The sequence below is a fragment of the Solimonas flava DSM 18980 genome, assembly GCF_000426685.1.
Classification (GTDB): Bacteria; Pseudomonadota; Gammaproteobacteria; order Nevskiales; family Nevskiaceae; genus Solimonas; species Solimonas flava.
The window spans coordinates 142,418-168,099 of sequence record NZ_AUFV01000008.1; the positions used below are offsets into that span (position 1 = coordinate 142,418).

19 protein-coding genes are annotated in these 25,682 nt (G+C 70.0%); 12 read left to right on the plus strand and 7 right to left on the minus strand.

The genetic code is table 11. The features are described from left to right. Nucleotides 1-204 precede the first annotated feature (204 nt). Genes K343_RS0109680 through K343_RS23370 form a run of 3 tightly spaced genes read left to right on the plus strand, consistent with a single transcriptional unit; the run spans nt 205 to nt 4,393 of the window. Nucleotides 205-1,833, plus strand: coding sequence for a ShlB/FhaC/HecB family hemolysin secretion/activation protein (locus tag K343_RS0109680; RefSeq protein ID WP_028007909.1), 1,629 nt, complete (start codon nt 205-207; stop codon nt 1,831-1,833). Nucleotides 1,834-1,850: 17 nt separating this feature from the next. Beyond that, on the plus strand, nt 1,851-3,536 hold the full coding sequence (locus K343_RS0109685) for a two-partner secretion domain-containing protein (RefSeq protein ID WP_028007910.1): 1,686 nt from the start codon (nt 1,851-1,853) through the stop codon (nt 3,534-3,536). 17 nt (nt 3,537-3,553) lie between these two features. Beyond that, nucleotides 3,554-4,393: a FecR family protein gene (locus tag K343_RS23370; RefSeq protein ID WP_028007911.1), complete on the plus strand. Its 840-nt coding sequence runs from the start codon at nt 3,554-3,556 to the stop codon at nt 4,391-4,393. A 112-nt stretch (nt 4,394-4,505) separates the two neighbouring features. Here K343_RS23370 and K343_RS0109695 read toward each other — a convergent pair whose 3' ends face one another. From K343_RS0109695 to K343_RS0109715, 5 genes are read right to left on the minus strand one after another with little or no spacing between them, the layout of a single operon-like run. Continuing rightward, nucleotides 4,506-5,675 carry a UbiH/UbiF/VisC/COQ6 family ubiquinone biosynthesis hydroxylase gene (locus K343_RS0109695; RefSeq protein ID WP_028007912.1) on the minus strand — a complete coding sequence of 390 codons (1,170 nt, stop codon included), beginning with the start codon at nt 5,673-5,675 and terminating at the stop codon, nt 4,506-4,508. Continuing rightward, nucleotides 5,675-6,904: a 2-octaprenyl-6-methoxyphenyl hydroxylase gene (gene ubiH / locus K343_RS0109700; protein ID WP_051278119.1), complete on the minus strand. Its 1,230-nt coding sequence runs from the start codon at nt 6,902-6,904 to the stop codon at nt 5,675-5,677. The genes K343_RS0109695 and ubiH overlap by 1 nt, the downstream gene beginning before the upstream one ends. Beyond that, nucleotides 6,901-8,232, minus strand: a complete 1,332-nt coding sequence (gene pepP / locus K343_RS0109705) for a Xaa-Pro aminopeptidase (RefSeq protein WP_028007914.1) — start codon at nt 8,230-8,232, stop codon at nt 6,901-6,903. Before pepP ends, ubiH begins: the two co-directional genes overlap by 4 nt. Before the next feature lie 7 nt (nt 8,233-8,239). After that, nucleotides 8,240-8,806, minus strand: coding sequence for a UPF0149 family protein (locus tag K343_RS21580; protein ID WP_161628874.1), 567 nt, complete (start codon nt 8,804-8,806; stop codon nt 8,240-8,242). 38 nt (nt 8,807-8,844) lie between these two features. Beyond that, the gene (locus K343_RS0109715; protein WP_028007915.1) at nt 8,845-9,750 is read right to left on the minus strand and encodes a LysR family transcriptional regulator; all 906 of its coding nucleotides are present in this window, start codon (nt 9,748-9,750) and stop codon (nt 8,845-8,847) included. 106 nt (nt 9,751-9,856) lie between these two features. On the opposite strand from K343_RS0109715, the gene ilvD reads away from it, so the two are divergent. From ilvD to K343_RS21590, 5 genes are all read left to right on the plus strand, one after another. Further along, nucleotides 9,857-11,695 (plus strand): dihydroxy-acid dehydratase, encoded by a 1,839-nt coding sequence (ilvD, locus tag K343_RS0109720; RefSeq protein WP_026352843.1) that lies wholly within the window; start codon nt 9,857-9,859, stop codon nt 11,693-11,695. Nucleotides 11,696-11,926: 231 nt separating this feature from the next. Next, nucleotides 11,927-13,021, plus strand: a complete 1,095-nt coding sequence (locus tag K343_RS21585) for a sigma-54-dependent Fis family transcriptional regulator (protein ID WP_051278123.1) — start codon at nt 11,927-11,929, stop codon at nt 13,019-13,021. A 152-nt stretch (nt 13,022-13,173) separates the two neighbouring features. Further along, nucleotides 13,174-14,283 carry an S-(hydroxymethyl)glutathione dehydrogenase/class III alcohol dehydrogenase gene (locus K343_RS0109730; protein WP_028007916.1) on the plus strand — a complete coding sequence of 370 codons (1,110 nt, stop codon included), beginning with the start codon at nt 13,174-13,176 and terminating at the stop codon, nt 14,281-14,283. A gap of 53 nt (nt 14,284-14,336) precedes the next feature. Next, nucleotides 14,337-15,173 carry an S-formylglutathione hydrolase gene (gene fghA, locus K343_RS0109735; protein WP_043112506.1) on the plus strand — a complete coding sequence of 279 codons (837 nt, stop codon included), beginning with the start codon at nt 14,337-14,339 and terminating at the stop codon, nt 15,171-15,173. A 126-nt stretch (nt 15,174-15,299) separates the two neighbouring features. Beyond that, complete coding sequence (locus tag K343_RS21590) at nt 15,300-17,006, plus strand: putative bifunctional diguanylate cyclase/phosphodiesterase (RefSeq protein WP_043112449.1); 1,707 nt, start codon at nt 15,300-15,302, stop codon at nt 17,004-17,006. A 186-nt stretch (nt 17,007-17,192) separates the two neighbouring features. Here the strand turns inward: K343_RS21590 and scpC are convergent, their stop codons facing one another. Next, nucleotides 17,193-18,707, minus strand: a complete 1,515-nt coding sequence (gene scpC, locus K343_RS0109745) for a succinyl-CoA:acetate CoA-transferase ScpC (RefSeq protein WP_028007918.1) — start codon at nt 18,705-18,707, stop codon at nt 17,193-17,195. 415 nt (nt 18,708-19,122) lie between these two features. On the opposite strand from scpC, the gene argA reads away from it, so the two are divergent. Both argA and K343_RS0109755 read left to right on the plus strand, forming a co-directional pair. Beyond that, nucleotides 19,123-20,442 carry an amino-acid N-acetyltransferase gene (gene argA / locus K343_RS0109750; RefSeq protein WP_028007919.1) on the plus strand — a complete coding sequence of 440 codons (1,320 nt, stop codon included), beginning with the start codon at nt 19,123-19,125 and terminating at the stop codon, nt 20,440-20,442. A gap of 156 nt (nt 20,443-20,598) precedes the next feature. Then, nucleotides 20,599-21,528, plus strand: a complete 930-nt coding sequence (locus K343_RS0109755; RefSeq protein ID WP_028007920.1) for a restriction endonuclease — start codon at nt 20,599-20,601, stop codon at nt 21,526-21,528. Nucleotides 21,529-21,606: 78 nt separating this feature from the next. On the opposite strand, the gene K343_RS0109760 is transcribed toward K343_RS0109755, so the two are convergent. Continuing rightward, the gene (locus K343_RS0109760; RefSeq protein ID WP_028007921.1) at nt 21,607-22,425 is read right to left on the minus strand and encodes an intradiol ring-cleavage dioxygenase; all 819 of its coding nucleotides are present in this window, start codon (nt 22,423-22,425) and stop codon (nt 21,607-21,609) included. A gap of 142 nt (nt 22,426-22,567) precedes the next feature. Here K343_RS0109760 and K343_RS0109765 point away from each other — a divergent pair, with 142 nt between their 5' ends. Both K343_RS0109765 and K343_RS0109770 read left to right on the plus strand, forming a co-directional pair. Continuing rightward, entirely contained in the window at nt 22,568-23,962 is a 1,395-nt protein-coding gene (locus K343_RS0109765; protein WP_028007922.1) for an adenosylmethionine--8-amino-7-oxononanoate transaminase, read from the plus strand. Between the two features lie 155 nt (nt 23,963-24,117). Next, on the plus strand, nt 24,118-25,623 hold the full coding sequence (locus K343_RS0109770) for an InlB B-repeat-containing protein (protein ID WP_245585164.1): 1,506 nt from the start codon (nt 24,118-24,120) through the stop codon (nt 25,621-25,623). Nucleotides 25,624-25,682 lie beyond the last annotated feature (59 nt).

Consider the following 25,682-nt stretch of genomic DNA (forward strand, 5'->3'; position numbering starts at 1 on the left):
ATGATAAGCGAGCCGGCCGGCCGCTGGCGAGTCGGACACGGGCGCGGGGGCGTCCGAGGCCGCTCACGTGAACTGGCACACGCCAGGCCTGCAGCTGTCAGGACAAATGCAGCTTGGTGCCAGCAGGCGTGGGCTATAGTCGTTTTTTGCTCGAACGGCCGGCTGCGCGTCAAACAATAATTCGGGGGAAGCATGCTTTTGCGGATGGATCCGAAAGCCGCGGGCCTGGCGCTCGCGCTCGGCGGCGCGCTTGGGCCGGCACTGGCACAGGTCACGCCCGGTCAGGTTGGCGACACATTGAAGCGGCCCGAGCCGCTGAAGGCCGCGCCGCCGGCGCCGCAGATCGAGGCCCCGGCGAGCAGCGCGCGCACGGTCGCGCCCGGTGGGCCGACTGTCACCGTCAGCCGCTTCGAGTTCAGCGGCAATACCGTGTTCCCGGCGGCGGAACTGCAGGGCGTGATCGCCGCATACACGCAGCGCCCGCTGACGCTGCTGGAGCTGTACGAAGCCGCCGACCGCGTCACCGACTACTACGTGGCGCACGGCTACACGCTGGCGTCGGTGACGCTGCCGCCGCAGAAGATCAGCACCGGCACCGTGCAACTGCAGGTCAGCGAAGGCCGCATCGCGCACATCGACGCCGACCACAACACGCTCTATAGCGACGAGCAGATCCGCCGCTATTTCGAGGCGACGCCGCCGGGCAGCCTCTACCGCGGTGACGACGTCGAGGACAGCCTGCGCCTGCTCAACACGCTGCCCGGCCTGCAGGCGCGCGCGGTGCTGCGGCCCGGCGCGCAATACGGCACCACGGACCTCGTCGTGCGCGTCGAGGAAAAGCCAATCGAGGGCTCGATCAACGCCGACAATTTCGGCCGCAAGGACGTCGGCCGCTTCCGGGTCTCGGCGCTCGGCCAGTTCAACAACCCGTTCGGCGCCGAAGACCAGCTGACGCTGATCGCGATGCGCTCCGAGGATAGCCTGCTGACCTATGGTTACCTGGAGTACGGCCTGCCGCTGAACTTCGGTGGCACCCGCCTCAAGGTCTCGTACGGCGAAGCGGCGTTCGACGTCGTCGATGCGCCGATCGACGGCCGCAACCGCGCCGGCCGCCTGCTCGTCGAGCATCCGCTGCTGCGCGGCGGCGCGACCCAGCTCACGCTCAGCGGCGGCGTGTCACGCACGCTCGCCAACGCCGATTTCACCGGCGCGACCTTCAACAGCACGGCGATCAACCTCGTCGAGTTCGGCGCGCAGCTGACGCACAGCTACCGCAACCTCGCGGTCACCCAGCTCAACACGACGATCCACACCAACTTCGAGCGCCAGGACCGCGACGATCTGCTCGCCAACGGCAGCCGCGTCACGCACGGCAAGGAACTGCTGCGCTGGGAGCTCGACGTGCAGCACCTGCAACCGCTGCTCTGGCAGACGCAGCTGCTGGCGCGCGTCAACGGCGTCTACTCGCCGGACCCGCTGGTCGACACCGAGGCTTACTCGCTCGGCGGACCGAGCAGCGTGCGCGGCTATCCGGCCGGCGAGATCCGCGGCGATCGCGGCTACTTCGGCTCGCTGACGCTGCGCCGCCCGATCGGCTGGGCCGGCCTGCTGTGGGTGCCGCGCGTATTCATCGAGGCCGGCAGCACGTATCTGATCGACGCGCCGGCCGGCATCGACGCCAAGGAATCACTGAGCGCTACCGGCGTCGGCGCCGACCTCGCCTGGGATCGCGTCACGATCCGCGCCGACTGGGCCTTCCCGCTCGACAACCGCACGGTCAGCGACCAGCTCGACAGCAGCCGCGTGCTCGCGTCGCTGTCGGTCGCGTTCTGAGCTTCCGGAGTTTCGTCATGACGCATTTCGCTAAGAATCACTTCGCCGCTGCCGTCGCCCTGCTGGCGCCGGCGCTGGCCGCCGCCAATCCGAGCGGCGGACAAGTCGTGTCCGGCACCGCCACGATCGGCGGCCAGACCGGCCGGATGGTCGTCACGCAGACCTCGAACAGCGCCATCGTCAACTGGCAGGACTTTTCGGTCGGCGCCGACGAATCGGTGCGCTTCGATCTGCCGAGCGCCTCGGCGGCGATCCTCAATCGCGTCACCGGCACCGCGGCCTCGAATATCGCCGGCAGCATCAGCTCGAACGGCCGCGTGTTCCTCGTCAATCCGAACGGCATCGTCTTCGGGCAGGGTGCGCAGATCAACGTCGGCTCGCTGATCGCGACCACGCTCGACATCAGCGACGCCGACTTCAACGCCGGCAGCTACAAGTTCCAGCAGGGCAGCGGCACGCCCGGCAGCATCGTCAACAACGGCAGCATCGTCGCCGACGGCGGCAACGTCGTGCTGCTCGCCGATCAGGTCCACAACGGCGGCCTGATCCAGGCCAACTACGGCCGCGTCGCGCTGCACGCCGGCGCCTCGATGACGCTGTCGTTCGACGAACAGGGCCTCATCAATTACGAAGTCGCCGACAACGACGCGCTGCTCGCCGCGCGCTCGCAGAACGCCGGCGTCAGCAACAGCGGCGAGCTGCGCGCCGACGGCGGCACCGTCTACATGACGGCGGTCGTCGCGCGCTCGCTGATCAAGACCGTCGTCAACAACAGCGGCACGATCTCGGCGACGCGCATGGAGTCCGGCGAGGACGGCGCGATCGTGCTGTACGGCGCCGGCGGCGACGTCGAGATCAGCGGCACGATCGATGGCGGCTACGTCTACGTCGGCAGCAGCCACGACGTCGCCAAGACCGCCGGCGCGTCGCTGCAGCTCTACGCCGACGCGCTCAGCGTCACCGCCGGGGACTCGATCGCGCTGGCCTCGGACGGCACCGAAGGCAGCAATTCCTACCTCAGCATCGGCAACGGCATCGCCATCGGCTACGACGCCGATCTGCTCGCGCAGATCGAAAGCTTCGCCGCCGCCCATCCGGATCTGCCGAACCTGATGCCGCGCAGCTACGGCCCGAATGCCGGCTTCGAGGCCGGCGGCAGCGTCGCCCTCGGCGACGTCTACCTCGGCGGCGGCTATCTGTACGTGCGCGCCACCTCGGTCAGCGCGCAGAACATCGCGACCGAAGGCAGCTTCTTCTACAACTACCGCCCGACCGGCGATACCAGCAACATCGATCTGGTGCAGAGCCTCAATCTGCCGATCTCGGCTTCGTCGGTGACGCTCGCCTACGGCGGCGGCGGCTACTCCGGCGACATCAACATCAGCGGCCTGCAGGCCCAGACGCTGACCGCCAGCGGCGATGCGGCGAACTATCTGTTCATGACCAACGGCAAGGTCAACGGCGCCGGGCAGCTGAGCACCAGCGGCGTGGTCGCCGTGCTCGCCGGCACCGCCGGCCCCGGTCCCGATCCCGGCACGCCGGGCGAACCGACGCCCGAGGACGAGGCGACCGCCGCGACCATCGCCACCGTCACCACCGGACTCGCCCAGACCGTGACCGTGCACGATCTGCAGCCGGCGCTGCCGCCGGGCAGCGAACCGGCGCTGGTCAGCGAAGCGCCGATGGCGACGCAATGCCAGTGAGCCCGACGAGAACCGCCATGCGCTACTTCCCTGCCCTGCTCGCCGCCTGCGCGCTCGCCTGGCTCGTGCCCGCGATCGCCGCCGCACCGTCGTCGCCGCCCGCCGAGAACACCGCGCCGGCCGCCGGCGAAATCGTCCTGCTGACCGGCCACGGCACCGCGCTCAGCCCCGACAGCGGACGCGTCCGCGACCTCGCCAAGGGCGACAAGGTCTATGCCGGCGACGTCCTCAACGCCGGCCCCAACAGCTACATCAACGTGCGTTTCAGCGACGGCGCATTCGTGCTGCTGCGGCCGAACTCGCGCTTGGCGATCGAGGCCTACGCCTATGCCGGCCCGGCGCCGGACGCCGCGACGAAGCCGGACACCCCGCCCGCCGCCGCGACGCCGGCGCCGGCGGCCGCGCAGCCGGCGACCCCGGCGACGACCGCACCGCCGCCGAGCGGCGGCCTGCAGCGCGCGTTCCTGCGCCTGCTCAAGGGCGGCTTGCGCACGGTGTCGGGCCTGATCGGCAAGGCCGATCCGGAGGAATACCGGGTGACGACGCCGGTCGCCACGATCGGCATCCGCGGCACCGACTACTACGCCTATCTCTGCGATCTCGCCTGTGCCAGCGATCCGATCATCGTGCAGAGCCTCGAACTGCTGCATCTCGAACAGGGCATGGCGCTCGGCGCGACGCTGAACGGCGTGCTCGCCGGCAGCATCGCCGTCACCAACGCCGCCGGGCATACCGAAATCCTCGGCAGCGGCCAGTACCTGCTGACGCTGAACGACGGCCGTCAGATCCGCCTGCCGGAAGAACCGCGCTTCCTGCGCGTCACGCCGTTCCCGAATCCGCAGACGATGTGCCCGTAAGCCCGTCGACGGCACGAACCGGCCGCGACCGTCGTGGACGCACGAGGGTCGCGGCCTTTTTCGTCTCGGGAACTGCCTTCGCGACCGGCGTCCGGCCACAGCCGGCGGCGCCTCAGGCGCCGATCGCGCGGCGCACCAGTTCGCGCCGCAGCGGCGCGACGGCGTTGACGGCGGCCAGACCGGCGTCGCGCAGGCGGCCGGCGCCCGGCACGCGGAACGCGCGATACAGCCCGTCGGTCACCGCCAGCATGTCGAGCACGTCGGCGCGACGCGCGCGCTCGTAGCGCTTCAGCACGCGCGGCGCCGCCCAGTCGCGACTCTCGGCGCGCGCCGCGGCGATCGTGTCGAGCAGCACGGCGACGTCGCCGAAGCCGAGATTGACGCCCTGCCCGGCGAGCGGATGGACGACGTGCGCGGCGTCGCCGACCAGCACCGCGCACCCGGCGACGTAACGTTCGGCGTGCTGCAGCGCCAGCGGGAACTGCACGCGCCGCGTGCAGCCGGTGATGGCGCCGAGCACGTGCTGGCTGGCCTCGCCGAGGGCGCGGCAGAACGACTCGTCGTCGAGCGCGAGCAGCGCCTCGGCCGCGGTCGACGACCAGACGATCGACGAGCGCCCGTCGGCGAGCGGCAGCAGCGCCAGCGGTCCGGTCGGCAGGAAACGCTGCCAGGCGGTCTGCCGGTGCGGCCGCTCGGTACGCACATGGCAGACCACCGCGGTCTGCTCGTACTGCGCGCTGAGCGCCTCGATGCCGAGCGCCGCGCGCAGACGCGATTCGCGCCCTTCGGCGATGACCAGCAGGCGCGTGCGCAGGGTGCCGCCATCGTCGAGCCGCAGTTCGGCGCCGGCGTCATCGCTCGCCACCGCCGCGACCTGCACGCCGGCGCGCGCGACGCCCGCCGGCAGATGCCGCCACAGCACGTCGGCGAGCAGACCGCTCTCGACGATATGGCCCAGCGCCGGCACGCGGGCGTCGCCGGCGTCGAAACGCAGGGCGCGTTCCGCTTCGCTCTCCCAGACCTGCATGCGCTGGTACGGCGAGCTGCGCACGGCTTGCACCTCCGGCCACACGCCGAGACGTTCGAGCAGGGCCACGCAGGACGGCGCCAGCGCGTAGACGCGCAGGTCGTAGTCGTCGCCGGCATCGAGCACGCGCGGCGTCGGACCGCCGCGCTCGAGCAGCTGCACGGTCAGGCCCTGCTGCGCGAAACCGAGCGCGGCCGCGGCGCCGACCAGGCCGCCGCCGACGACGGCGACGTCGCACTGCGCGATCGCGCTCATCAGCCGCCCCGCGCCAGGCGCGGCGTGTCGCCGCCGAAGCCGAGGTTCTGCCACATCACCGCCTGCTTCAGCGGCGGCGCCAGATCGAGCGCGAGCAGGCCGAGATGGCGCAGGCCGCGCAGGCCCGGCACGCGGTTCGAGAACAGGCGCACCAGATGGTCGGTGAAGCCGGCGACACGCTCGCGATCGCGCGCACGGCGCGCGGCGTAATCGTCGAGCACGGCGGCCACGCCCGGATCGGCGCCGGCCGCGTCGAGCACTTCGATCACGGTGGCGACATCGCGCAGGCCGAGATTGAAACCCTGCGCCGCGACCGGATGCAGCGACTGCGCGGCGTTGCCGACGAACAGCACCCGCGATGCCCGCAGCGCGTCGCTGAGCACGCGCGCCAGCGGATGCGCCTGGCGGCGGCCGAGTTCGACGAAGCGGCCGAGGCGTTCGCCGAAGCAGGCTTCGGCGGCGGTGATGAATTCGGCGTCGCCGGCGGCGAGCCGCGCGGCGACCGCCGCCGCCGGCGTGGTCCAGACCAGCGAGCAGGTGTGCGCGTCACGCGTCTTCGGCAGCAGCGCGATCGGCCCTTCCGGCGTGAAGCGCTCGTAGGCGCAGCCGCCGTGCGGCCGCGTCGTGCGCACGGCGGTGACGATCGCCGACTGCTCGTAGTCGCGGCGCGCGCTGCCGATGCCGAGCAGCTCGCGCACGCGCGAGCCGGCGCCGTCGGCGGCGATGACCAGCCGCGCGCGCAGGCGCTCACCGTCGGCGAGCTGCAGCGTCGCACCCTCGTCATCGCGCTGCAGGGCCTGCAGCTGCGCCGGACAGTAGAGCGCCGTCGTGCCGAGCGCCTGCAGCAGGCGCTGCCACAGCGCCTGGCCGATCGCACGCAGCGGCACGTTGTAGCCGAGCGCGTCGAGGCCGGCCTCGGCGGCGCTGAAGCGGGCGACGCCGAAACGGCCCTGCTCGGAGATGTGCGTCGAGGTGATCGGCGCCGCCTCGGGCGCCAGCGCGTCCCAGACGCCGAGCGCGGCGAAGATCTGCTGGCTGGCGTGATTGAGCGCGATGCAGCGCTCGTCCCAGCTCTGCGCCGTCGCCGGCGGCGGCGCCGCCTCGATCAGCGCGACGCGGCGCCCGCCCGGCGCGAGGCCGACGGCGAGGCTGGCGCCGACCAGACCGCCGCCGACGATCGCGACATCGAATGCCGGCAGCGTCGCCGCTTCGTCCGTCACCGCGCTCACGCCGCCATCAGCTTTTCGATTTCAGCGACGGCTTTCGGCACGCCGCCGGTCAGCACGCGCGGACCGTCGTCGGTCACCACCACATCGTCCTCGATGCGGATGCCGATGCCCCAGTAGCGCTCGTCGACGCCCTCGCTGCCGGGGGCGATGTAGAGCCCGGGTTCGACCGTCATCACCATGCCGGCCTCGAAGCGGCGGTACTCGCCGTCGATCCGGTAGCGACCGACGTCGTGCACGTCCATGCCGAGCCAGTGGCCGGTGCCGTGCATGTAGAAGCGGCGCTGCCGGCCGGCCTTGATGAGGTCCTTGACGCTGCCCTTGAGCAGACCGAGATCGACCAGGCCTTCGGTGAGGATGCGCGTCGCCACCTCGTGCGGCTTGCCGACCGACTCGCCGACTTTCAGCGTCTTGATCGCCGCCTCGTTGGCGGCCAGCACGATCTCGTAGACCTCCCGCTGCGCCTGGCTGAAGCGGCCGCCGACCGGAAAGCTGCGCGTGATGTCGGCGGTGTAGCCGTCGAGTTCGCCGCCGGCGTCGATCAGCAGCAGCTCGCCGTCGCGCAGCACGTCGTCGTTCTCGACGTAATGCAGGATGCAGGCGTTGGCGCCGCCGCCGACGATCGAGCCGTAGCCCGGCTGCATGCCGTGGCGCAGGAAGTGCGCCTCGATCTCGGCGCCGACCTGCCATTCGCGCAGGCCCGGCCGCGCCGCGCGCATCGCCAGGACGTGCGCCTCGGCGCTGATGCGGCAGGCCTCGGCCAGGGTCTTCAGTTCGCTCGCCGACTTGTGCAGGCGCATCTCGTGCAGGCTGGTTTCGAGCGCGACGAAATCGGTCGGCGCCATCGCGCCGCGGCGCGACACCTCACGGATCTCGCGCACGCAGGCGGCGATCTTCGGGTCCCATTCGGCGTGCTCGCCCATCGTGTAGTGCACGCGCGAACGGCCGCCGAGCAGCTGCGGCAGCTGCTCCTCGAATTCCTCGATGGTGAACGCTTCGTCGACCTCGTAGTCGCGCACCGCGCCCTCGGGCCCGGCGCGGCGGCCGTCCCAGATCTCGCGGTCCGGATCGCGCGAGCGCACGAACAGCACGTACTCGGCCTTGTGGCCGTCGATCCTGCGGCCCGGCACCAGCACCAGCACGGCGTCCGGTTCGGGAAAGCCGCTCAGGTACATGAAGTCGCTGTCCTGGCGGAAGCGGTAATGCGTGTCGCGGGCGCGGATCACCTCGCGCGCCGAGGGGATGATGGCGACGCCGTCGCGACCGATGCGCTTCATCAGCGCGGCACGGCGGCGGGCGTATTCCTTCAGGGCTGCGGCGTTCGGTTTCATGGCGGGTTCAGTGCAGGTGCTGCGACTGTGCGGGATCGAGCGTCGGCCGCGGGTGCAGCTCCATGTACAGCAGCTGCGCGCCGACGCGCACGTACTCGACGAGCTCGGCGTAGGCGGTTTCCTCGATGTCGGGGTCGTCTTCCTCGCCGACGGCGGCCTGCGTGAACTCGGTGAGGTCGCGCACGATTTCGCGCGCATCCTCGGTGAGCCGCTCGAGATCGAGGCCCGGACGGCTGGCGAAGCCGTACAGGAAGCCTTCGCACCAGCTGACCAGCGCGCGCACGCGCGGCACCAGCGCGACCTCGTCGTCGGGCAGCAGCAGGTCGAACGCCATCTCGCTGTCCTGCAGCGCTTCGACCGTTTCGCGGCGCAGCTCGACCAGCGCGCGGCGCGTTTCGGCATCGTTCGGAGCCGCCTGCTCGTCGTGCTCGATCAGGCGCAGCAGGTCGATCTCGTCGGGCTTGGTGACGCACAGCGCACCGCACAGCGCGCCGTGGTATTCGGAAGCGTCTTCGCCGTGCCCGATGCGCGCGAGCGTAGCGGACAGGCGTTCGTAGGCAGAGGAATCGGACATGGCGCGCATTATAGGCGCCGCGCCCGCGCGGCCGTGCTTCAGGTGTCGGCCGCAGCGTCGCCGGCGGCGACGCGGTGCAGGGTTGCGGCGAAGTTGTCCGCCAGCGGGCCGCTGCTGCCGCGCGGCCGCAGGATGCCCAGTTCGATCTGCGCCGGCCGGCCGCGCAGCGGCCGGTACTGCACGCCGGCGCGCTGCAGCTGCTGGACCGAGGCCGGCACCAGCGCGACGCCCATGCCGCTCGACACCAGACCGATGATGGTCTGCATCTGCCGCGCGCTCTGCGTGATGCGCGGCACGAAGCCGGCGGCGCGGCAGCGGCTGATGATGAGGTCGTAAAGCCCCGGCCCGATGTCGCGCGGCGGCACGATGAAGCTGTCCCTGGCGAGCACACGCAGGTCGACCGCGCCCTCGCCCTGCACCGCCGGATGATCGGCCGGCGCCGCCAGCACCAGCGCCTCGCGCAGCACGCGCTCGAAGCGCAGATCCGGCTCGTCGACCGGCGCGAGGCCGATCGCCAGATCGAGCCGCCCGGCGCGCAGCTCGCGGATCTGCGCGTCGGTCGTCAGCTCGTGCAGCTGCACCTCGACCCGCGGATAGCGGCTGCGGAAACGCTTCAGCGCCGGCGGCAGGATGCCGTAGTCGGCGATCGACACGAAGCCGACCGCCAGCACGCCGACATCGCCTTCGTGGACCTGCCGCGCGCGCTGGCGGGCCTGCTCGAGACGCAGCAGCGCGGCGCGCACTTCCTCGTAGAACACCACGCCGGCGGCGGTCGGCGTGACGCCGCGGTTGCTGCGCTCGAGCAGCCGGACGCCGATCTCGTCCTCGAGCGCCTTGAGCTGGGTCGACAGCGGCGGCTGCGAGACGTGCAGGCGCGCCGCCGCGCGCGACAGGCTGCCCTCCTCGACGATCGCCGTGAAATACCGCAGCTGGCGCAGGTCCACTATTCGCAACCCCTATATCGGCCTTCTCGATATTGTATTAGCCGATATACACGAAGCGCAGCACAATAGCGCTCTTTCCCAGCCTTGCCCGCCAGGACGTCACGTCATGCCGCACTACCGTTCCCGTACCAGCACCCACGGCCGCAACATGGCCGGCGCCCGCGCGCTGTGGCGCGCCACCGGCATGAAGGACGGCGACTTCGGCAAGCCGATCATCGCCGTCGCCAATTCGTTCACGCAGTTCGTGCCCGGCCACGTGCACCTCAAGGAACTCGGCCAGCTGGTGATCGAGGAGATCGAGAAGGCCGGCGGCATCGGCAAGGAGTTCAACACGATCGCCGTCGACGACGGCATCGCCATGGGCCACGACGGCATGCTCTATTCGCTGCCGTCGCGCGACATCATCGCCGACAGCGTCGAGTACATGGTCAACGCGCACACCGCCGACGCGCTGGTCTGCATCTCCAACTGCGACAAGATCACGCCCGGCATGCTGATGGCGGCGATGCGCCTCAACATTCCGGTCGTGTTCGTCTCCGGCGGCCCGATGGAGGCCGGCAAGACCAAGCTCGCCGACAAGGTCATCCCGCTCGACCTGATCGACGCGATGGTCGCCGCCGCCGACGACAAGGTGTCGGACGCCGACGTGCAGCAGATCGAGCGTTCCGCGTGCCCGACCTGCGGCTCGTGCTCGGGCATGTTCACCGCCAATTCGATGAACTGCCTGACCGAGGCGCTGGGCCTGTCGCTGCCCGGCAACGGTTCGCTGGTCGCCACCCACGCCGACCGCGAACAGCTGTTCCGCCGCGCCGGCCGCCTGGTCGTCGAACTGGCGCGCCGCTACTACGTCGACAACGACGAGCGCGTGCTGCCGCGCAACATCGCGAGCAAGGCGGCGTTCGAGAACGCGATGTCGCTGGACATCGCGATGGGCGGCTCGACCAACACCGTGCTGCATCTGCTGGCGGCCGCGCAGGAAGGCGAAGTCGGCTTCGCGATGCAGGACATCGACCGCCTGTCGCGCCAGGTGCCGAACCTGTGCAAGGTCGCGCCGTCGAGCCACCACCATCTCGAGGACGTGCATCGCGCCGGCGGCGTGATGGCGATCCTCGGCGAGCTCGACCGCGCCGGTCTGCTCGACACCTCGGTGCCGACCGTGCACAGCCGCTCGCTGGCCGAGGCGCTCGACAACTGGGACATCGCGCGCACGCAGGACAGCGCCGTCCACGAATTCTTCCGCGCCGGTCCGGCCGGCATCCGCACCACGCAGGCGTTCTCGCAGAGCTGCCGCTACGACGCGCTCGACCTCGACCGCGAGAAGGGCTGCATCCGCGACAAGGCCCACGCCTACAGCCAGGACGGCGGCCTCGCGGTGCTGTACGGCAACCTCGCCGAGCGCGGCTGCATCGTCAAGACCGCCGGCGTCGACGCCAGCATCCTCACGTTCGGCGGCCCGGCGGTCGTCTTCGAGAGCCAGGACGCGGCGGTTGACGCCATCCTCGGCGGCCAGGTCAAGGCCGGCGACGTCGTCGTCATCCGCTACGAAGGTCCGCGCGGCGGCCCGGGCATGCAGGAAATGCTGTACCCGACCAGCTACCTGAAATCGAAGGGGCTCGGCAAGCAGTGCGCGCTGATCACCGACGGCCGCTTCTCCGGCGGCACCGCGGGTCTGTCGATCGGCCATGTCTCACCGGAAGCGGCCGAGGGCGGCAACATCGGCCTGATCGAGAGCGGCGACCGCATCGAGATCGACATCCCGAAGCGCACGATCCGCATCGCCGTCAGCGACGAGGAACTGAGCAAGCGCCGCGCCGCGCAGGACGCCCTCGGCTGGAAGCCGGCGGCGCCGCGCCAGCGCCGCGTCAGCACCGCACTGAAGGCCTACGCCAAGCTCGCGACCAGCGCCGACCGCGGCGCGGTCCGGGACCTGAGCCTGCTCGACTAGCGCCTGCTGACAGGCGCCGAGAACGGTCGCCCGGCAACCCCGACGACCCCGGCCGCGGCCCTCCACAGGGTGCCGTGGCCGGGGCTTCTCCCGTCCCGGCACCTCGCGCACCGTGAAGCCGCGGGCCGCGCCCTTGCCGCAACGCCCGACGGCGCACCTGCCTGCCGCTGCCGGCCGCCGCGCGCGCCAGCGCTTATCATCCGGCGCACTTTCCGTAACACCGTCGCCGCCATGAAGCCAGGCTCCCATTCCCTGCAGCACGCCCGCCTGGTCGCGGACGTCGTCAGCGGCGGCCGCGCGGCGGCGCGCTACGACGCGCAGATCCGCGCGTCCTGGCAGCGCTGCCTCGCCGACTACGCGCTGCAACCGGGCCGGCCGCGGCGCCCGGCGATCGTGCGCGGCGCCGAGCTGCGCCAGCGCCGCGAGCGTGCCGGCGCGATCTATCCGATCGCCCAGATCGAGATGCGCAGCCTCTGCCAACTGTTCAACGCGCCGGTCGGCGTGATGCTGACCGACCGCGACGGCGTGATCCTCAGCTACTGCGGCGATCCCTCGTTCGCCGAGATGGCCTACGCCGCCGGCTTTCGCGAAGGCGCGGTCTGGAGCGAGGCCGAACAGGGCACCAACGGCATGGGCACCTGCCTGGCGATCGGCGCGCCGGTGCTGATCGAAGGGCCGGCGCACTTCCTCTCGCAGAACGCCGGCCTGACCTGCTGCGCGGCGCCGATCGCCGACGGCCGCGGCCGTCTGGCCGGCACGCTCAACATGTCCGGACGCCTGCCGCTGTCGGCCGGGCCGACGCAGGCGCTGGTGCGCCTGGCGGTGCAGAACATCGAACACCGCGCGCTGCTCGACCACCACCGCCACGACCATCTGCTGCGCTTCCATCCGCGCCGCGAGTTCGTCTCGACCGCCGGCGAAGGCCTGCTCGCGTTCGACGCCGACGGCATCGTGCTCGCCGCCAACCGCAGCGCGCTCGACTGGCTCGGGCGCACGCAGCACGCCGAGGTCTGCGGCGCGCCGGTCGAAACCCTGTTCGGCTGCCGGCTCGAACGTCTGCTGGCGCTGTCGCGCACGCCGACGCACGCGCAACCGCTGCCGCGGCCCGGCGCCGGGCTGCTCTGTTACGGCATCGTGCAGGCGCCGCCGTCGGCCGCGTCCGCGGCCGGCCGGCCGCTGGCCGACGCCGAGCGCGAAACGCTGCGCGACATGCTCGAACGCTGCGGCTGGAACGTCAGCCTCGCCGCCGACCGTCTGGCGATCAGCCGCCGCACGCTGTACCGCAAGCTCGAACGCCACGCGCTGCAGCGCTACCGCAGCGACTGAGTCCGCCGCGCCTGTGCCACATCTGGCACAGGTTTGCGCCACCCGGCGCGCGCCGGCACGATGCCGCTTTCCGCGCCTCGCGAGGCCGGATCGCGCGCGCGGTCCGGCCCGTCCGGCCTCCCCCTCCCGCCCACGCCCGCCAGGAGTTCCCCATGGACGTCCGCGCCGCCGTCGCCTTCGCAGCCGGCCAGCCCCTCGTCATCGAAACCGTGCAGCTCGACGGCCCCAAGGCCGGCGAAGTGCTCGTCGAGCTGAAAGCCACCGGCATCTGCCATACCGACAAGTACACGCTGTCCGGCGCCGACCCGGAGGGTTTGTTCCCGAGCATCCTCGGCCACGAAGGCGCCGGCGTCGTCGTCGATGTCGGGCCGGGCGTGAAGCACCTCAAGAAGGGCGATCACGTCATTCCGCTCTACACGCCGGAATGCCGCGAGTGCAAGAGCTGCACCTCGCGCAAGACCAATCTGTGCACGGCGATCCGCGCCACGCAGGGCCAGGGCCTGATGCCGGACGGCACCTCGCGCTTCAGCTTCCAGGGCAAGCCGATCCACCACTACATGGGCTGCTCGACGTTCGCCAACTACACGGTGATGCCGGAGATCGCGCTGGCCAAGATCCGCGAGGACGCGCCGTTCGACAAGGTCTGCTACATCGGCTGCGGCGTGACGACCGGCCTCGGCGCGGTGCTGTTCACCGCCAAGGTCGAGGCCGGCGCCAACGTCGTCGTCTTCGGCCTCGGCGGCATCGGCCTCAACGTCATCCAGGGCGCGAAGATGGTCGGCGCCGACAAGATCATCGGCGTCGACGTCAATCCGGCGCGCGAAAGCATGGCGCGCGCGTTCGGCATGACGCACTTCGTCAACCCGAAAACGATCGAGGGCGATCTGGTCGCGCATCTCGTCGAGCTGACCGGCGGCGGCGCCGACTACAGCTTCGAATGCGTCGGCAACACCACGCTGATGCGCCAGGCGCTCGAATGCTGCCACCGCGGCTGGGGCGTCAGCACCGTCATCGGCGTCGCCGCGGCCGGCCAGGAGATCTCGACGCGGCCGTTCCAGCTCGTCACCGGCCGCCGCTGGCAGGGCTCGGCCTTCGGCGGCGCGCGCGGCCGCACCGACGTGCCGAAGATCGTCGACTGGTACATGGAGAAGAAGATCGCGATCGATCCGATGATCACGCACGTGCTGCCGCTCGAACGCATCAACGAGGGCTTCGATCTGATGACGCGCGGCGAGTCGATCCGCAGCGTCGTCGTCTACTGATGACGGCCACGCCGGCGACGCCGGGAACCGATGATCACCGCATGAAACCGGACATGGAAACGATCTCCGAACAGCGCTGCTTCGACGGCGTGCAGGGCCGCTACACGCACGCCTCCGGACAGACCGGCACGACCATGCAGGTCTCGGTCTATCTGCCGCCGCAGGCCGGCAGCGGCAAGGTCCCGGCGCTGTACTACCTCGCCGGCCTGACCTGCAGCGACGAGACCTTCATGATCAAGGCCGGCGCGCAGCGCCTCGCCGCCGAGCTGGGCCTGGCGCTGGTCACCTGCGACACCAGCCCGCGCGGCATCGAGCTGCCGGGCGACCGCGCGCACTGGGACTTCGGCGTCGGCGCCGGCTTCTATCTCGATGCCACGCAGGCGCCGTGGTCCGCGCACTACCGCATGGGCTCGTACGTCAATCTGGAACTGCCGGCACTGATCGAAGCGCACTTCCCGATCGCGAGCGAGCGCCGCGGCATCTTCGGCCACTCGATGGGCGGCCACGGCGCGCTGGTGACGGCACTGCGCCATCCGGCACGCTGGCATTCGGTCTCGGCCTTCGCGCCGATCAGCAACCCCTGCCGCGTGCCCTGGGGCGAGAAGGCCTTCACGAACTATCTCGGCGAGGACCGCACGCGCTGGAGCGACTGGGACGCCAGCGAGCTGATGGCGGCGCGCGCGCATCCGTCGCCGATCCTCGTCGACCAGGGCGAAGCCGATGCCTTCCTCGACCGCGAACTGCAGCCGCAGGCGCTGGAAACAGCGGCGCGAATCTCGGGCCAGTCGCTGAGGCTGCGCCGCCATGCCGGCTACGACCACAGCTACTGGTTCATCCAGACTTTCGTCGCCGACCACCTGCGCCACCATGCCGCCGCCCTGAACCGCTGAATCGCCGGATTTCCGGACCGACGGATCGCCTGGCGTTGCCGAGCGGCGTCGTGCTCGCCCCCACCATGCCCGCTAATATCCTCATCGCAGGACATGAGCGGGCCAACCATGGAAGGGGAAGCGCCAATGCTGTCGAAATCGCCTATCACGGCATCGGTGGAAACGCTGCAGGCCATACTCAACGCCATTCCGAATCCGGTCTTCCTGAAGGACCGCCTGCACCGTCTCGTCGTCGTCAACGACGCCATGTGCGCGCTGATGGGGCAAGACCGCGACCAGGTGATCGCGCAGGGCGACCAGTCCCTGCCCGGCGAGCAGCGCGATGTGTTCTGGAAGGTCGACGACCTCGTCTTCGAGACCGGCCAGCCGCATGAGAACGAGGAAGTCCTGACCGACGGCAGCGGCTCGCTGCGCGTGATGCTGACGCGCAAGCGGCTGATCCGCCTGCCGACAGCCGACGGCGAGCAGCCGTTCATCATCGGCGTGATCTCGGACATCACGCGCATCCGCGAATCGGAGGCGCGCACGCTCTATCTGGCCGAGCACGACACGCTGACCGGGCTCGCCAACCGCACGCAGCTCAACGAAAGACTGCACGCCACGATCGCCGCGGCGGCCAATTCGGGTCTCCAGGCGGCGCTGCTGATGCTCGATATCGACCGCTTCAAGAACGTCAACGACCACTACGGCCACCCGGTCGGCGACCAGCTGCTGAGCATCGTCGCCAAGCGTCTGGTCGGGCTCGTCCGCCCGACCGATACCGTCGCCCGCCTCGGCGGCGACGAGTTCTGCATCGTGCAGGGCGGCCTCCACCAGCCGGCCGGCGCCTACAGCCTCGCGCGGCGCATCCTCGCCGCGATCGCGCGGCCGATCTCCATCGGCTCGCTGTCGATCAGCGTCACCACCTCGATCGGCATCGCCATCTTCCCGGAAGATGGCGCCACGCCCGAGGCGCTGATGAAGAACGCCGACGACGCCCTGTACGCCGTCAAGCGCAGCGGACGGCGCGGCTACCGGCGAGCCGAGAATGCCGCCGAGCCGCACGGCGCGCCGGGCTGGAACATCGAGTCCGAGTTGCGCGCCGCCCTGAAGAACGGGCAGCTGAGCCTGGCCTTCCAGCCGCTCGCCGCCGCCGCCGACGGCAAGACCCGCGGCTTCGAGGCGCTGGCGCGCTGGCAGCATCCGACGCGCGGCACGATCCAGCCCGACGAATTCATTCCGATCGCCGAGTCCTGCGGCCTCATCCACGAGCTCGGCGCCTGGATCCTGCACGAGGCCTGCGCGGCGGCGCAGAAATGGCCGTGGCCCCTGCAGGTCGCCATCAATGTTTCGCCGGTCCAGCTCGAGAACGGCGAGCTGCTGGCGCATGTGCGCGACGCGTTGTCGAGCACCGGACTGCCGGCATCGCGACTGGAACTCGAAATAACCGAGTCGGCGCTGCTCGACCACTCCGAGCGCGTGATGGACATGTTCGCGCAGCTCAAGGCGCTCGGCGTCAGCCTCGCGCTCGACGACTTCGGCGCCGGCTGGTCGTCGCTGGCGACGCTGCACAGCTTCCAGTTCGACCGCATCAAGATCGACCAGCGCTTCATTTCGCACATCGAATCGGACGCCCGCGCGGTCGCGATCGTGCGCGCGGTACTGAGCCTCGCGCAGACGCTCAACGTGCCGGTCACCGCCGAAGGCATCGAGGACAAGGCGCAGTTCATCGCACTGCGCCAGATGGGCTGCAACGAGCTGCAGGGCTTTTACCTGGGCGCGCCGCAGGCGCAGGCGAAACTGCCGGACGCGCTGCCCTGGCTGCCGCCCGCGGCGCCGTCGGAAAGCCGCTAAGCAAGCTCCGAAAAAGCTCATACGCCGTCACGGCGAGGAGCCGCAGGCGACGCCGCCATCCGGCGGCGCGCGCAGCCGGCGGCGCCTCCGGATCGCCACGGCCGCTGCGCGGCCTCGCGATGACGGAGGTGTTCAGACCTTCTCTGAGGAAAAGCGCCCCGGCGTCGCCGCCGGGGCCACGCACCGTCAGGCGACGGCGCTCTCGCGCGGCAGCAGACGCATCGTGCCGGTGTCGCGATAGCGCGTGTGCCAGGCGATCGCCTCCTCGAGGATGTGCGGCGTGTTGCCGCCGCGCTGGCAGGCGGCGCGGAAGTAGTCGCGCAGCGCGTCGCGATAGAGCGGGTGCACGCAGTTCTCGATGATCGTGCGGGCGCGCTCGCGCGGCGCCAGGCCGCGCAGATCGGCGAGGCCCTGCTCGGTGACGATGATGTCGACGTCGTGCTCGGTGTGATCGACGTGCGCGACGAACGGCACGACGCTGGAAATGTCCCCGTCCTTGGCGATCGACTTGGTGACGAACACCGACAGGTGCGCGTTGCGCGCGAAATCGCCGGAGCCGCCGATGCCGTTCATCATGTGCGTGCCGCCGACGTGCGTCGAATTGACGTTGCCGTAGATGTCGCACTCGAGCGCGGTGTTGATCGTGATCAGACCGAGGCGGCGGATGACCTCGGGATGGTTGCTGATCTCCTGCGGACGCAGCACCAGATAGCGCTTGTAGTGATTGATGTCGTCGAGCACGCGCTCGTAGAGCGGCTGCGACAGCGTGATCGACGAGGCCGAGGCGAACGCCAGCTTGCCGGCGTCGATCAGCTCGATCGAGCTGTCCTGCAGCACTTCCGAATACATCTTCAGGCTGTGGAACTGCGAGTCGATCAGGCCGTGAAGCACGGCGTTGGCGATCGTGCCGATGCCGGCCTGCAGCGGCTGCAGCGTCAGCGGCAGGCGTCCGACACGAACCTCGTTGCGCAGGAACTCGTCGAGATGGCCGGCGATCGCGCGCGTCTCGGCGTCCGGCGGCAGCACGTTGGACGGGCTGTCGGCCTTGTTGGTGATGACGATCGCGACGATCTTTTCCGGATCGACCGGGATGTACGGCACGCCGATGCGCTGCTCCGGCGTGATCAGCGGGATCGGCAGGCGATGCGGCCGGTACGTCGGGATGAAAATGTCGTGCAGGCCTTCGAGCGCCGCCGGCATCGTCAGGTTGATCTCGACGATGATCTTGTCGGCGAGGATCGCGAAGCTCGCGGAATTGCCGACCGACGTGGTCGGCACGATGCCGCCGTGCTCGGTGATCGCCGTCGCCTCGATCACGGCGATGTCGACCGGCGCCAGCTGGCGGCCGCGCAGCTGCTCGACCGTCTCCGACAGGTGCTGGTCGATGAACATCACTTCGCCGGCGTTGATCTTGCGGCGCAGCGTCGGGTCGGCCTGGAACGGCATGCGGCGGCCGATGACGCCGGCCTCCGACAGCACCTTGTCGATGTCGTTGCCGAGCGAGGCGCCGGTCATCAGCGTGATCTTCAGCGGCGCGTTCGCGGCGCGCTCGGCGAGCGCCAGCGGCACCGCCTTGCAGTCGCCGGCGCGGGTGAAGCCGCTCATGCCGACGGTCATGCCGTCCTCGATCAGCGCGGCCGCCTGATCGGCGCTCATGATGCGGCTGGCAAGGCTGGGGCGACGGATGCGATCGGAATACATGGCCTTTCCTCGGGGCTGAACATTTATCGTGAGGCGCGTCTCGCGCGGCCGCGATGGTACCGGCCGCTGCCCCGGCAGTTTGTCGTCTCGGCGACATTCGCTGGGATTTCCCGCCAGACGGCAGGCCGCCGGCGGTCGGGGAGTTCCGCCGGCGGCCCCGGCTGGCGCTTTGCGGGGTCCCGACACCACTCGGGGTTCGCGCCAACGACTTCATCTTAGGCTCGCCACCCGCCCCGGCCTTGACCGGCGTCAATCCGGCGCGCGCCACGTCCCGTGAAAAGCACGCCATCGGTGCGGCCGCCAACGCAAGGCCGCCGCGGATCGAGCGGTCCCGCCCCGGGCGCAGCCGGCCGGCACCGCCTGACCCACGGACGGCCGTTCGGGCCGGCGCGGCCCGGCGCCCTATAATTCGCGCATGAACCCGTCCGACTTCGTTTCCGTGCTGCGCGGTTGCGCGCCGTATGTGCATGCGCACAACGGCCGCGTGTTCGTCATCGCCTTCGGCGGCGAAGCGGCCGAGCGACCGGACTTCGACTCGCTGATCTACGACATCGCCCTGCTGCACAGCCTCGGCGTCAAGCTGATCCTCGTGCACGGAATCCGCCCGCAGATCGACGCCCGGCTCAAGGCCCAGGGCATCGAACCGCGCTTCGTCGACAACGTCCGCGTCACCGACCGCGCCGCGCTCGAATGCGCCAAGGCCGCCGCCGGCAGCGTGCGCATGGACATCGAGGCGCGCCTGTCGACCTCGCTGGCGTCGACGCCGATGGGCGGCGCACGCCTGCGCGTCGCCGGCGGCAACTGGATCACGGCGCGCCCGGTCGGCGTGCGCAGCGGCATCGACCACCAGTTCACCGGCGAAGTCCGCCGCGTCGATACCGAGACGATCGCCCAGGTGCTCGCGCAGGATCGCGTCGCGCTGCTGTCGCCGATCGGCTACTCACCGACCGGCGAATCGTTCAACCTGCGCGCCGAGGACCTGGCGACCGCCGTCGCCGTGGCGATGGGCGCCGACAAGCTGGTCTTCGTCACGCCGACCAATCCCGACCAGTGGGGTCTTGCCGAAGGCACCGGCGACGTCGGCCAGCTGTCCTGGGCCGAGGGCGAGCAGCTGCTCGACTCCGGCACGCTGACGCCGGTCGACCACGGCTACCTGCAGGCCGCGCTCGCCGCCACCAAGGGCGGCGTCAAACGCATCCACCTCGTCGGCCACGACGACGGCGCGCTGCTGCGCGAGCTGTACACGCGCGACGGCGTCGGCCTGATGCTGTATTCGGACGCCGACTACGAAGCCACGCGCGACGCCACCATCGAGGACGTCGGCGGCGTGATGGCGCTGATCCAGCCGCTCGAACAGCAGGGCATCCTCGTGCCGCGCTCGCGCGAGCAGCTGGAACTCGACATTCAGCACTTCAACGTCATCGTCCGCGACGGTCTGGTCATCGCCTGCTGCGCGCTGTTCCCGTTCCCGCAGAACGCGATGGGCGAGCTGGCCTGCGTCGCCGTGCACCCGGAGTATCGCCGTGCCGGCCGCGCCAGCGCGCTGCTCAAGCGCGTCGAGAACGAAGCCCGCGCGATGGGCCTGAAGAAACTGTTCAGCCTCACCACGCACACCCCGCACTGGTTCATCGAACACGGCTTCCACAAAGCCCCGATCGACGAACTGCCGGTACAGAAGCAGCGCCTCTACAACTACCAGCGCAATTCGCTGGTGGTGGTGAAAGATCTTCAGTAAGTCGCCGCACAACCGGGACTAGCGGCGACAAGCCGAATCCGGTCGCTAACCGCCTCACGTGGCGAGCCGAGGAGCACGCCCCCCCGCGGTGCGGGGGACAACTGCACAAGAGGCAGCCTGCGCGTTAGCCTTTGTGGACCAAGCTTGGGGAGCGCCGTGCCCGTACCGACTTTCGACCAGTTCATCGAGCCGATCCTGCGCCATCTCGCCGCGCATCCGGATGGCGTCCCGGCGCACGTCGCGCACGAGGCGGCGGCCAAAGCACTAGGTCTGAGCGCTGAACAGCGGCAGGAACAGATTGGCAGTGGTCAGGCTACGTACAAGAACCGCTCCGGCTGGGCGCACGACCGACTGAAACGCTCCGGCCTTTCGAGTTCGCCGCGGTATGGCTACTGGAAGATCACACCCGAGGGCATCCGCTACGCCGCCGACCATCCAGCCCCGCTTGCAGCTTCCGAAATCGAACGGCTGGCGACCGCCAATCTGGCGCTGAGACTCGGCAACAGCGACCCACAGAGCGAACCGGCTACGCAAATCATCGTCCCGCCGTCGATCCCTCCCGGAGCGCCGGTCAGCCCCGAAGAACGCCTCGAACAAGCATTGCAGGAACTGCGCGACAGCGCCGCTGCCGATCTGCTCGAAAACCTCAAGCGCGTCTCTCCATTGCACTTCGAGAACATCGTGCTCGACGTCCTGCACGCGCTCGGCTATGGCGCAAGCCGCAACGACCTGCAGCGCGTCGGCGGTAGCGGCGACGGCGGCATCGACGGCGTGATCTCGCTCGACAAGCTCGGCCTGGAAAAGGTTTACGTACAGGCCAAGCGCTGGAAAGAAAGCGCGGTCGGCCGTCCGGACCTGCAGGCTTTCTACGGCGCGCTGGCCGGCCAGAAGGCCAAGCGCGGCGTGTTCATCACGACATCCAGCTTCACGCCGCAGGCGCAGGACTTCGCGAAGTCTGTCGAAGGTATCGTCCTCGTCGACGGAGACAGGCTCGTGCATCTCATGATCGAGCACGAGGTCGGCGTCTCGTCGCGCATCATCAAAGTGCCGAAGCTCGACAGCGACTATTTCGACGAGGACAGCTGAGCGCACCCGCGCACCGCCCCGCCGAACGGAAAAGGCCGGCCGCTCCCCAATCCTTGTTCCCTTGCCCCGCAAGCCGGCTCAGCTGGCGATCACGCCCATCGTGATCGTCGCCGTGTAGCCGGAGCTGACGTTGCCCGAGAAGCTCAGCATCTCGTCGTCGTAGCCGTCCGCGAAGATGCCGTCGGCGTCGTTGCTGGTCGCGCGCGTCGATTCGCTCTTGCTGTACGCGCTGCTCGCGTAGACCAGTTCATTGATGTCCTCGTCGAATGCGAACTGCGAGGTCTTCAGCAGGGTGTTGAAACTGTCGTCGGCGTAGACCTCCACGTGGATGTGCGTCGCGCGACCCGAGTAGCGGCCGGGGTAGATCGTCTTGAACGTGACCTGGCCGTTGCCGTCGGTGACCTGCACGCCGCGCAGGTAGGTGTGCGCGCTGTTGCTGCCGTAGACCGAGTATTCGCCGCTGGCGTTGCAGTGCCAGACGTAGACGGCCGCACCTTCGAGCAAGGCGCAATTGTTGCCGACGTCCTCGACGGTGATCGTCAGCGTCAGCGGCACGCCGGCTTGCGTGTCGCTGCCGTCGAAGTCGGTGGTGATGTCGCCGCGGACCGCGGCGCTGTTGCGCAGGACGTCGGTCACGCCGCTCTGCGAACCGTCGGCCGGATACGGGCCGTTGGTTTCTTCGGGAATCTCGACGCAGCTGCCGCCGGACGCCGAGCCGCTGCCGGAGCCGGAGCTGCTGCCGGAAGCGGTACTGCCCGAGGTGCTGCCGTCGGCGCTGTCGCTGCCGCCCCCGCTGCAGGCGGCGAGGACCAGCGCGCCGAATCCGCCGCCGATGACACCGAGCGCGGCGCGGCGGTCGAGGCTGGCTTCGGTGAACGGAATCTTGGCGAGGGGCATGTTGCGCAGGGCATGGGAACCGAAGCTCAGCTTAGGCCGGGGAACCGGCGGGATGGCGCCGCCGTTACAATTGCGAATCACTTTCTACAAGCCGCAACCGGCGTTGCCGGACCGTGACACCGCGGCCACCGTACCCTGCCCCATGACCAACGAAGACTGGAAGCAACGCTCGCTCGCGCATGTCTGGCATCCGTGCACGCAGATGCGCGACCACGCCGGCGCTTCGCCGGAGATTCCGCTGATTCCCGTTGCGCGCGCCGAGGGGGTCTGGCTCGAAGACTTCGAGGGCAAGCGCTATCTGGACGCGGTCAGCTCGTGGTGGACGAACATCTTCGGCCACCGCCATCCGACGATCGTCGCGGCGCTCAAGGACCAGCTCGACACGCTCGACCACGTCATCTTCGCCGGCTTCACGCACGCGCCGGCCGTCGAACTCGCGGAGCGCCTCGTGCGGCTGGCGCCGCCGGGCCTGAACCGCTGCTTCTTCGCCGACAACGGCTCGGCGGCGGTCGAGGTCGCGCTGAAGATGAGCTTTCACTACTGGCGCAACGTCGGCCAGACCAAGAAAACCCGCTTCATCGCGCTCGACAACAGCTACCACGGCGAGACGCTTGGCGCGCTCGCGGTCGGCGGCCCGAGCATGTACCGCGACACCTATGCGCCGCTCTTGCTGCAGCCGATCCACGTGCCCTCGCCCGACTGCTACCCGCGCGGCGCCGGCGAAAGCTGGGAGGACTACACGCGCCGCCAGTTCTGGCACATGGAGCAGGCGCTGGAGCGCCACGCCGACGAAGTCTGCGCGGTGATCGTCGAGCCGCTGATCCAGTGCGCCGGCGGCATGCGCATGTACCACCCGCTGTATCTGACGCTGCTGCGCGAGGCCTGCGACCGCCACGGCGTGCACCTGATCGCCGACGAGATCGCCGTCGGCTTCGGCCGCACCGGCCGCATGTGGGCCTGCGACTGGGCGCCGCCGCCGCGCCACGACGAGGACGCGCAGCCGGGCATCACGCCGGACTTCATGTGCCTGTCGAAAGGCATCACCGGCGGCACCCTGCCGCTGGCGGTGACGCTGACGCGCGAGTCGATCTACGAGGCGTTCTGGGCCGAGTACCGCGAGGGCAAGGCCTTTTTGCATTCGCATTCGTACACCGGCAATCCGCTCGCCTGCCGCGCCGCGCTGGCGACGCTGGACCTGTTCGAGGAAACGCGCGCGCTGGCGACCAACCGCGCCGTTGCGCAGCTGATGTGGGCGCAGACCGCCGAGCTGCGCCAGCTGCCGCACGTCGCCGAGGTGCGCCAGCAGGGCATGGTGCTGGCGATCGAGCTGGCGAAGAACATTCGCACCAAGGAACCGTTCCCGGCCGCCGAGCGCCGCGGCCTGCGCGTCTACAACTACGCGCTCGAACAGGGCGTGCTGCTGCGCCCGCTCGGCAACGTCATCTACTTCATGCCGCCGTACGTCATCACGCCCAAGGAGATCGAACGGCTCGTGCAGGTCGCGACCGAGGGCATCCGCCGCGCGGTGCGCGACTGACATCGGCCTGACGCCGCCGCGTCGGCCATGACCGGCGCGCGCCCGCCGCGGCGTTCTGTCATCGCCGTTTCACTTCGCTGCCGCATCGTCGGCGTTTTCTTCGGGGGAAGACGGCGATGCGGATGCGGGCCTGGCGGGCGGGCGTGGCGACGGCGATGGCACTCGCGTTCGCGGCCTGCGGTGGTGGCGGCAGCGACGGCAGCAGCGAAGGCGGCAGCGGCGGCACGCGCTATCGGCTCGCGGTCAGCGTCAGCGGCGCCGGCCGCGTGGTCTCGGCGCCGGGCGGCATCGACTGCGGCTCGCAGTGCGAGGCGAATCTGCCCGCCGGCAGCACGGTGGTGCTGACGGCGACACCGGCCGCCGGCCAGCAGTTCGACGGCTTCACGGGCGCCTGCAGCGGCACGAGCTGCACGCTGCGGCTCGACGCCGACGCCCGCGTCAGCGCGCGCTTCTCGGCCGCGCCGGTGGTCAAGGCCTGCGACGAGGACCCGGACGCGCCGACCGCGCCGCTGCAGCACTACCGCGGCCTGATCCACGCCCACACCGCGTACTCGGACGGTGACATCCGCTCCAAGCCGCACGACGTGTTCCAGGCCGCGTACGACCAGCAGCTGTCGTTCGCCGCCGTCACCGATCATTCCGACACGCTCAACGGTCTGCTCTATATCTCCGTCGGTTCGGACTGCTTCAGCTCGCTGCAAGGCCTGCTGACCTGTCTGGTCCCGCAGGCCGGCGACTTCCGCAAGTGGGAGATGACGCAGCAGCAGATCGACGCCGACCGCAGCGACCGCTTCCTGCCGATTCGTGGTTTCGAGTGGACCTCGGACCGCTTCGGCCACATCAACGTGCTGTTCGGCCGCAACTTCTCGAACGCCAAGTTCGACGGCGGCTACCTGCTGACGATGGACACCTTCTGGAGCTGGCTGGCGCGCGCGCCGGGCCCGGACGCGACGCCGGGCGTGACCGCGCTCGGCGGCGGCGCCGACAGCCTGGCGATCTTCAACCACCCCGGCGACAAATGCCTCAGCGACAGCGACGCCGGCTGCAACTGGAACGACTTCGCCTACATCGACAGCGTCGACGCGCAGATGGTCGGCATCGAACTCGCGAACGACCATCGCCACGACCGCTACGCCGACGACTACATGCGGGCGCTGGACCGCGGCTGGCACGTCGGCGCGGTCGGCGCCGAGGACATGCACGACACCACCTGGGCACAGCCGCAGCATCCGAAGACCGTGGTGCTCGCCGAATCGCTCGACGACGCCGCCTTCAAGAAGGCGATGCAGGCGCGCCGCATGTACGCGCTGGTCAGCAACCAGCCGAACGAAGACCTGCGCATCACGCTCGACGCCGAGGGCCACGCGATGGGCTCGCGCCTGAGCTGCAGCGCCGGCAAGACGGTGCCGCTGCGCGTGCATGTCACGCTCGCCTCCGGCGCGCCGTTCAGCGGCATCCTGCGCCTCTACGACCGCGCCGATCCGCAGGCGCCGCTCGCCGACGGCCCGGGCAGCCCGCTCGCGACCATCAGCGGCGACACGCTGGAGTACGCGCTGCCGGTCGCGGCCGAGGGCGAGCACTGGTTCTTCGTGCGCGTCGACAACGCCTCGGGCGAATCGCTCGCCTATACCAGCCCGATCTGGATCCGCGCGCGGCCGTAGCGGCGCGCGGCGCTGTCGTCGTCATCACCACGGCTTGCGCCGCGGCGCACGGCCGCGCC

Excerpts from the sequence above, each read along its gene's own strand:
- K343_RS0109680 (WP_028007909.1), top strand. The coding sequence starts at position 205 with ATGGATCCGAAAGCCGCGGGCCTGGCGCTCGCGCTCGGCGGCGCGCTT.
- K343_RS0109685 (WP_028007910.1), top strand. The coding sequence starts at position 1,851 with ATGACGCATTTCGCTAAGAATCACTTCGCCGCTGCCGTCGCCCTGCTG.
- K343_RS23370 (WP_028007911.1), top strand. The coding sequence starts at position 3,554 with ATGCGCTACTTCCCTGCCCTGCTCGCCGCCTGCGCGCTCGCCTGGCTC.
- K343_RS0109695 (WP_028007912.1), bottom strand. The coding sequence starts at position 5,675 with ATGAGCGCGATCGCGCAGTGCGACGTCGCCGTCGTCGGCGGCGGCCTG.
- pepP (WP_028007914.1), bottom strand. The coding sequence starts at position 8,232 with ATGAAACCGAACGCCGCAGCCCTGAAGGAATACGCCCGCCGCCGTGCC.
- K343_RS21580 (WP_161628874.1), bottom strand. The coding sequence starts at position 8,806 with ATGTCCGATTCCTCTGCCTACGAACGCCTGTCCGCTACGCTCGCGCGC.
- ilvD (WP_026352843.1), top strand. The coding sequence starts at position 9,857 with ATGCCGCACTACCGTTCCCGTACCAGCACCCACGGCCGCAACATGGCC.
- K343_RS21585 (WP_051278123.1), top strand. The coding sequence starts at position 11,927 with ATGAAGCCAGGCTCCCATTCCCTGCAGCACGCCCGCCTGGTCGCGGAC.
- K343_RS0109730 (WP_028007916.1), top strand. The coding sequence starts at position 13,174 with ATGGACGTCCGCGCCGCCGTCGCCTTCGCAGCCGGCCAGCCCCTCGTC.
- fghA (WP_043112506.1), top strand. The coding sequence starts at position 14,337 with ATGGAAACGATCTCCGAACAGCGCTGCTTCGACGGCGTGCAGGGCCGC.
- K343_RS21590 (WP_043112449.1), top strand. The coding sequence starts at position 15,300 with ATGCTGTCGAAATCGCCTATCACGGCATCGGTGGAAACGCTGCAGGCC.
- scpC (WP_028007918.1), bottom strand. The coding sequence starts at position 18,707 with ATGTATTCCGATCGCATCCGTCGCCCCAGCCTTGCCAGCCGCATCATG.
- argA (WP_028007919.1), top strand. The coding sequence starts at position 19,123 with ATGAACCCGTCCGACTTCGTTTCCGTGCTGCGCGGTTGCGCGCCGTAT.
- K343_RS0109760 (WP_028007921.1), bottom strand. The coding sequence starts at position 22,425 with ATGCCCCTCGCCAAGATTCCGTTCACCGAAGCCAGCCTCGACCGCCGC.
- K343_RS0109765 (WP_028007922.1), top strand. The coding sequence starts at position 22,568 with ATGACCAACGAAGACTGGAAGCAACGCTCGCTCGCGCATGTCTGGCAT.
- K343_RS0109770 (WP_245585164.1), top strand. The coding sequence starts at position 24,118 with ATGGCACTCGCGTTCGCGGCCTGCGGTGGTGGCGGCAGCGACGGCAGC.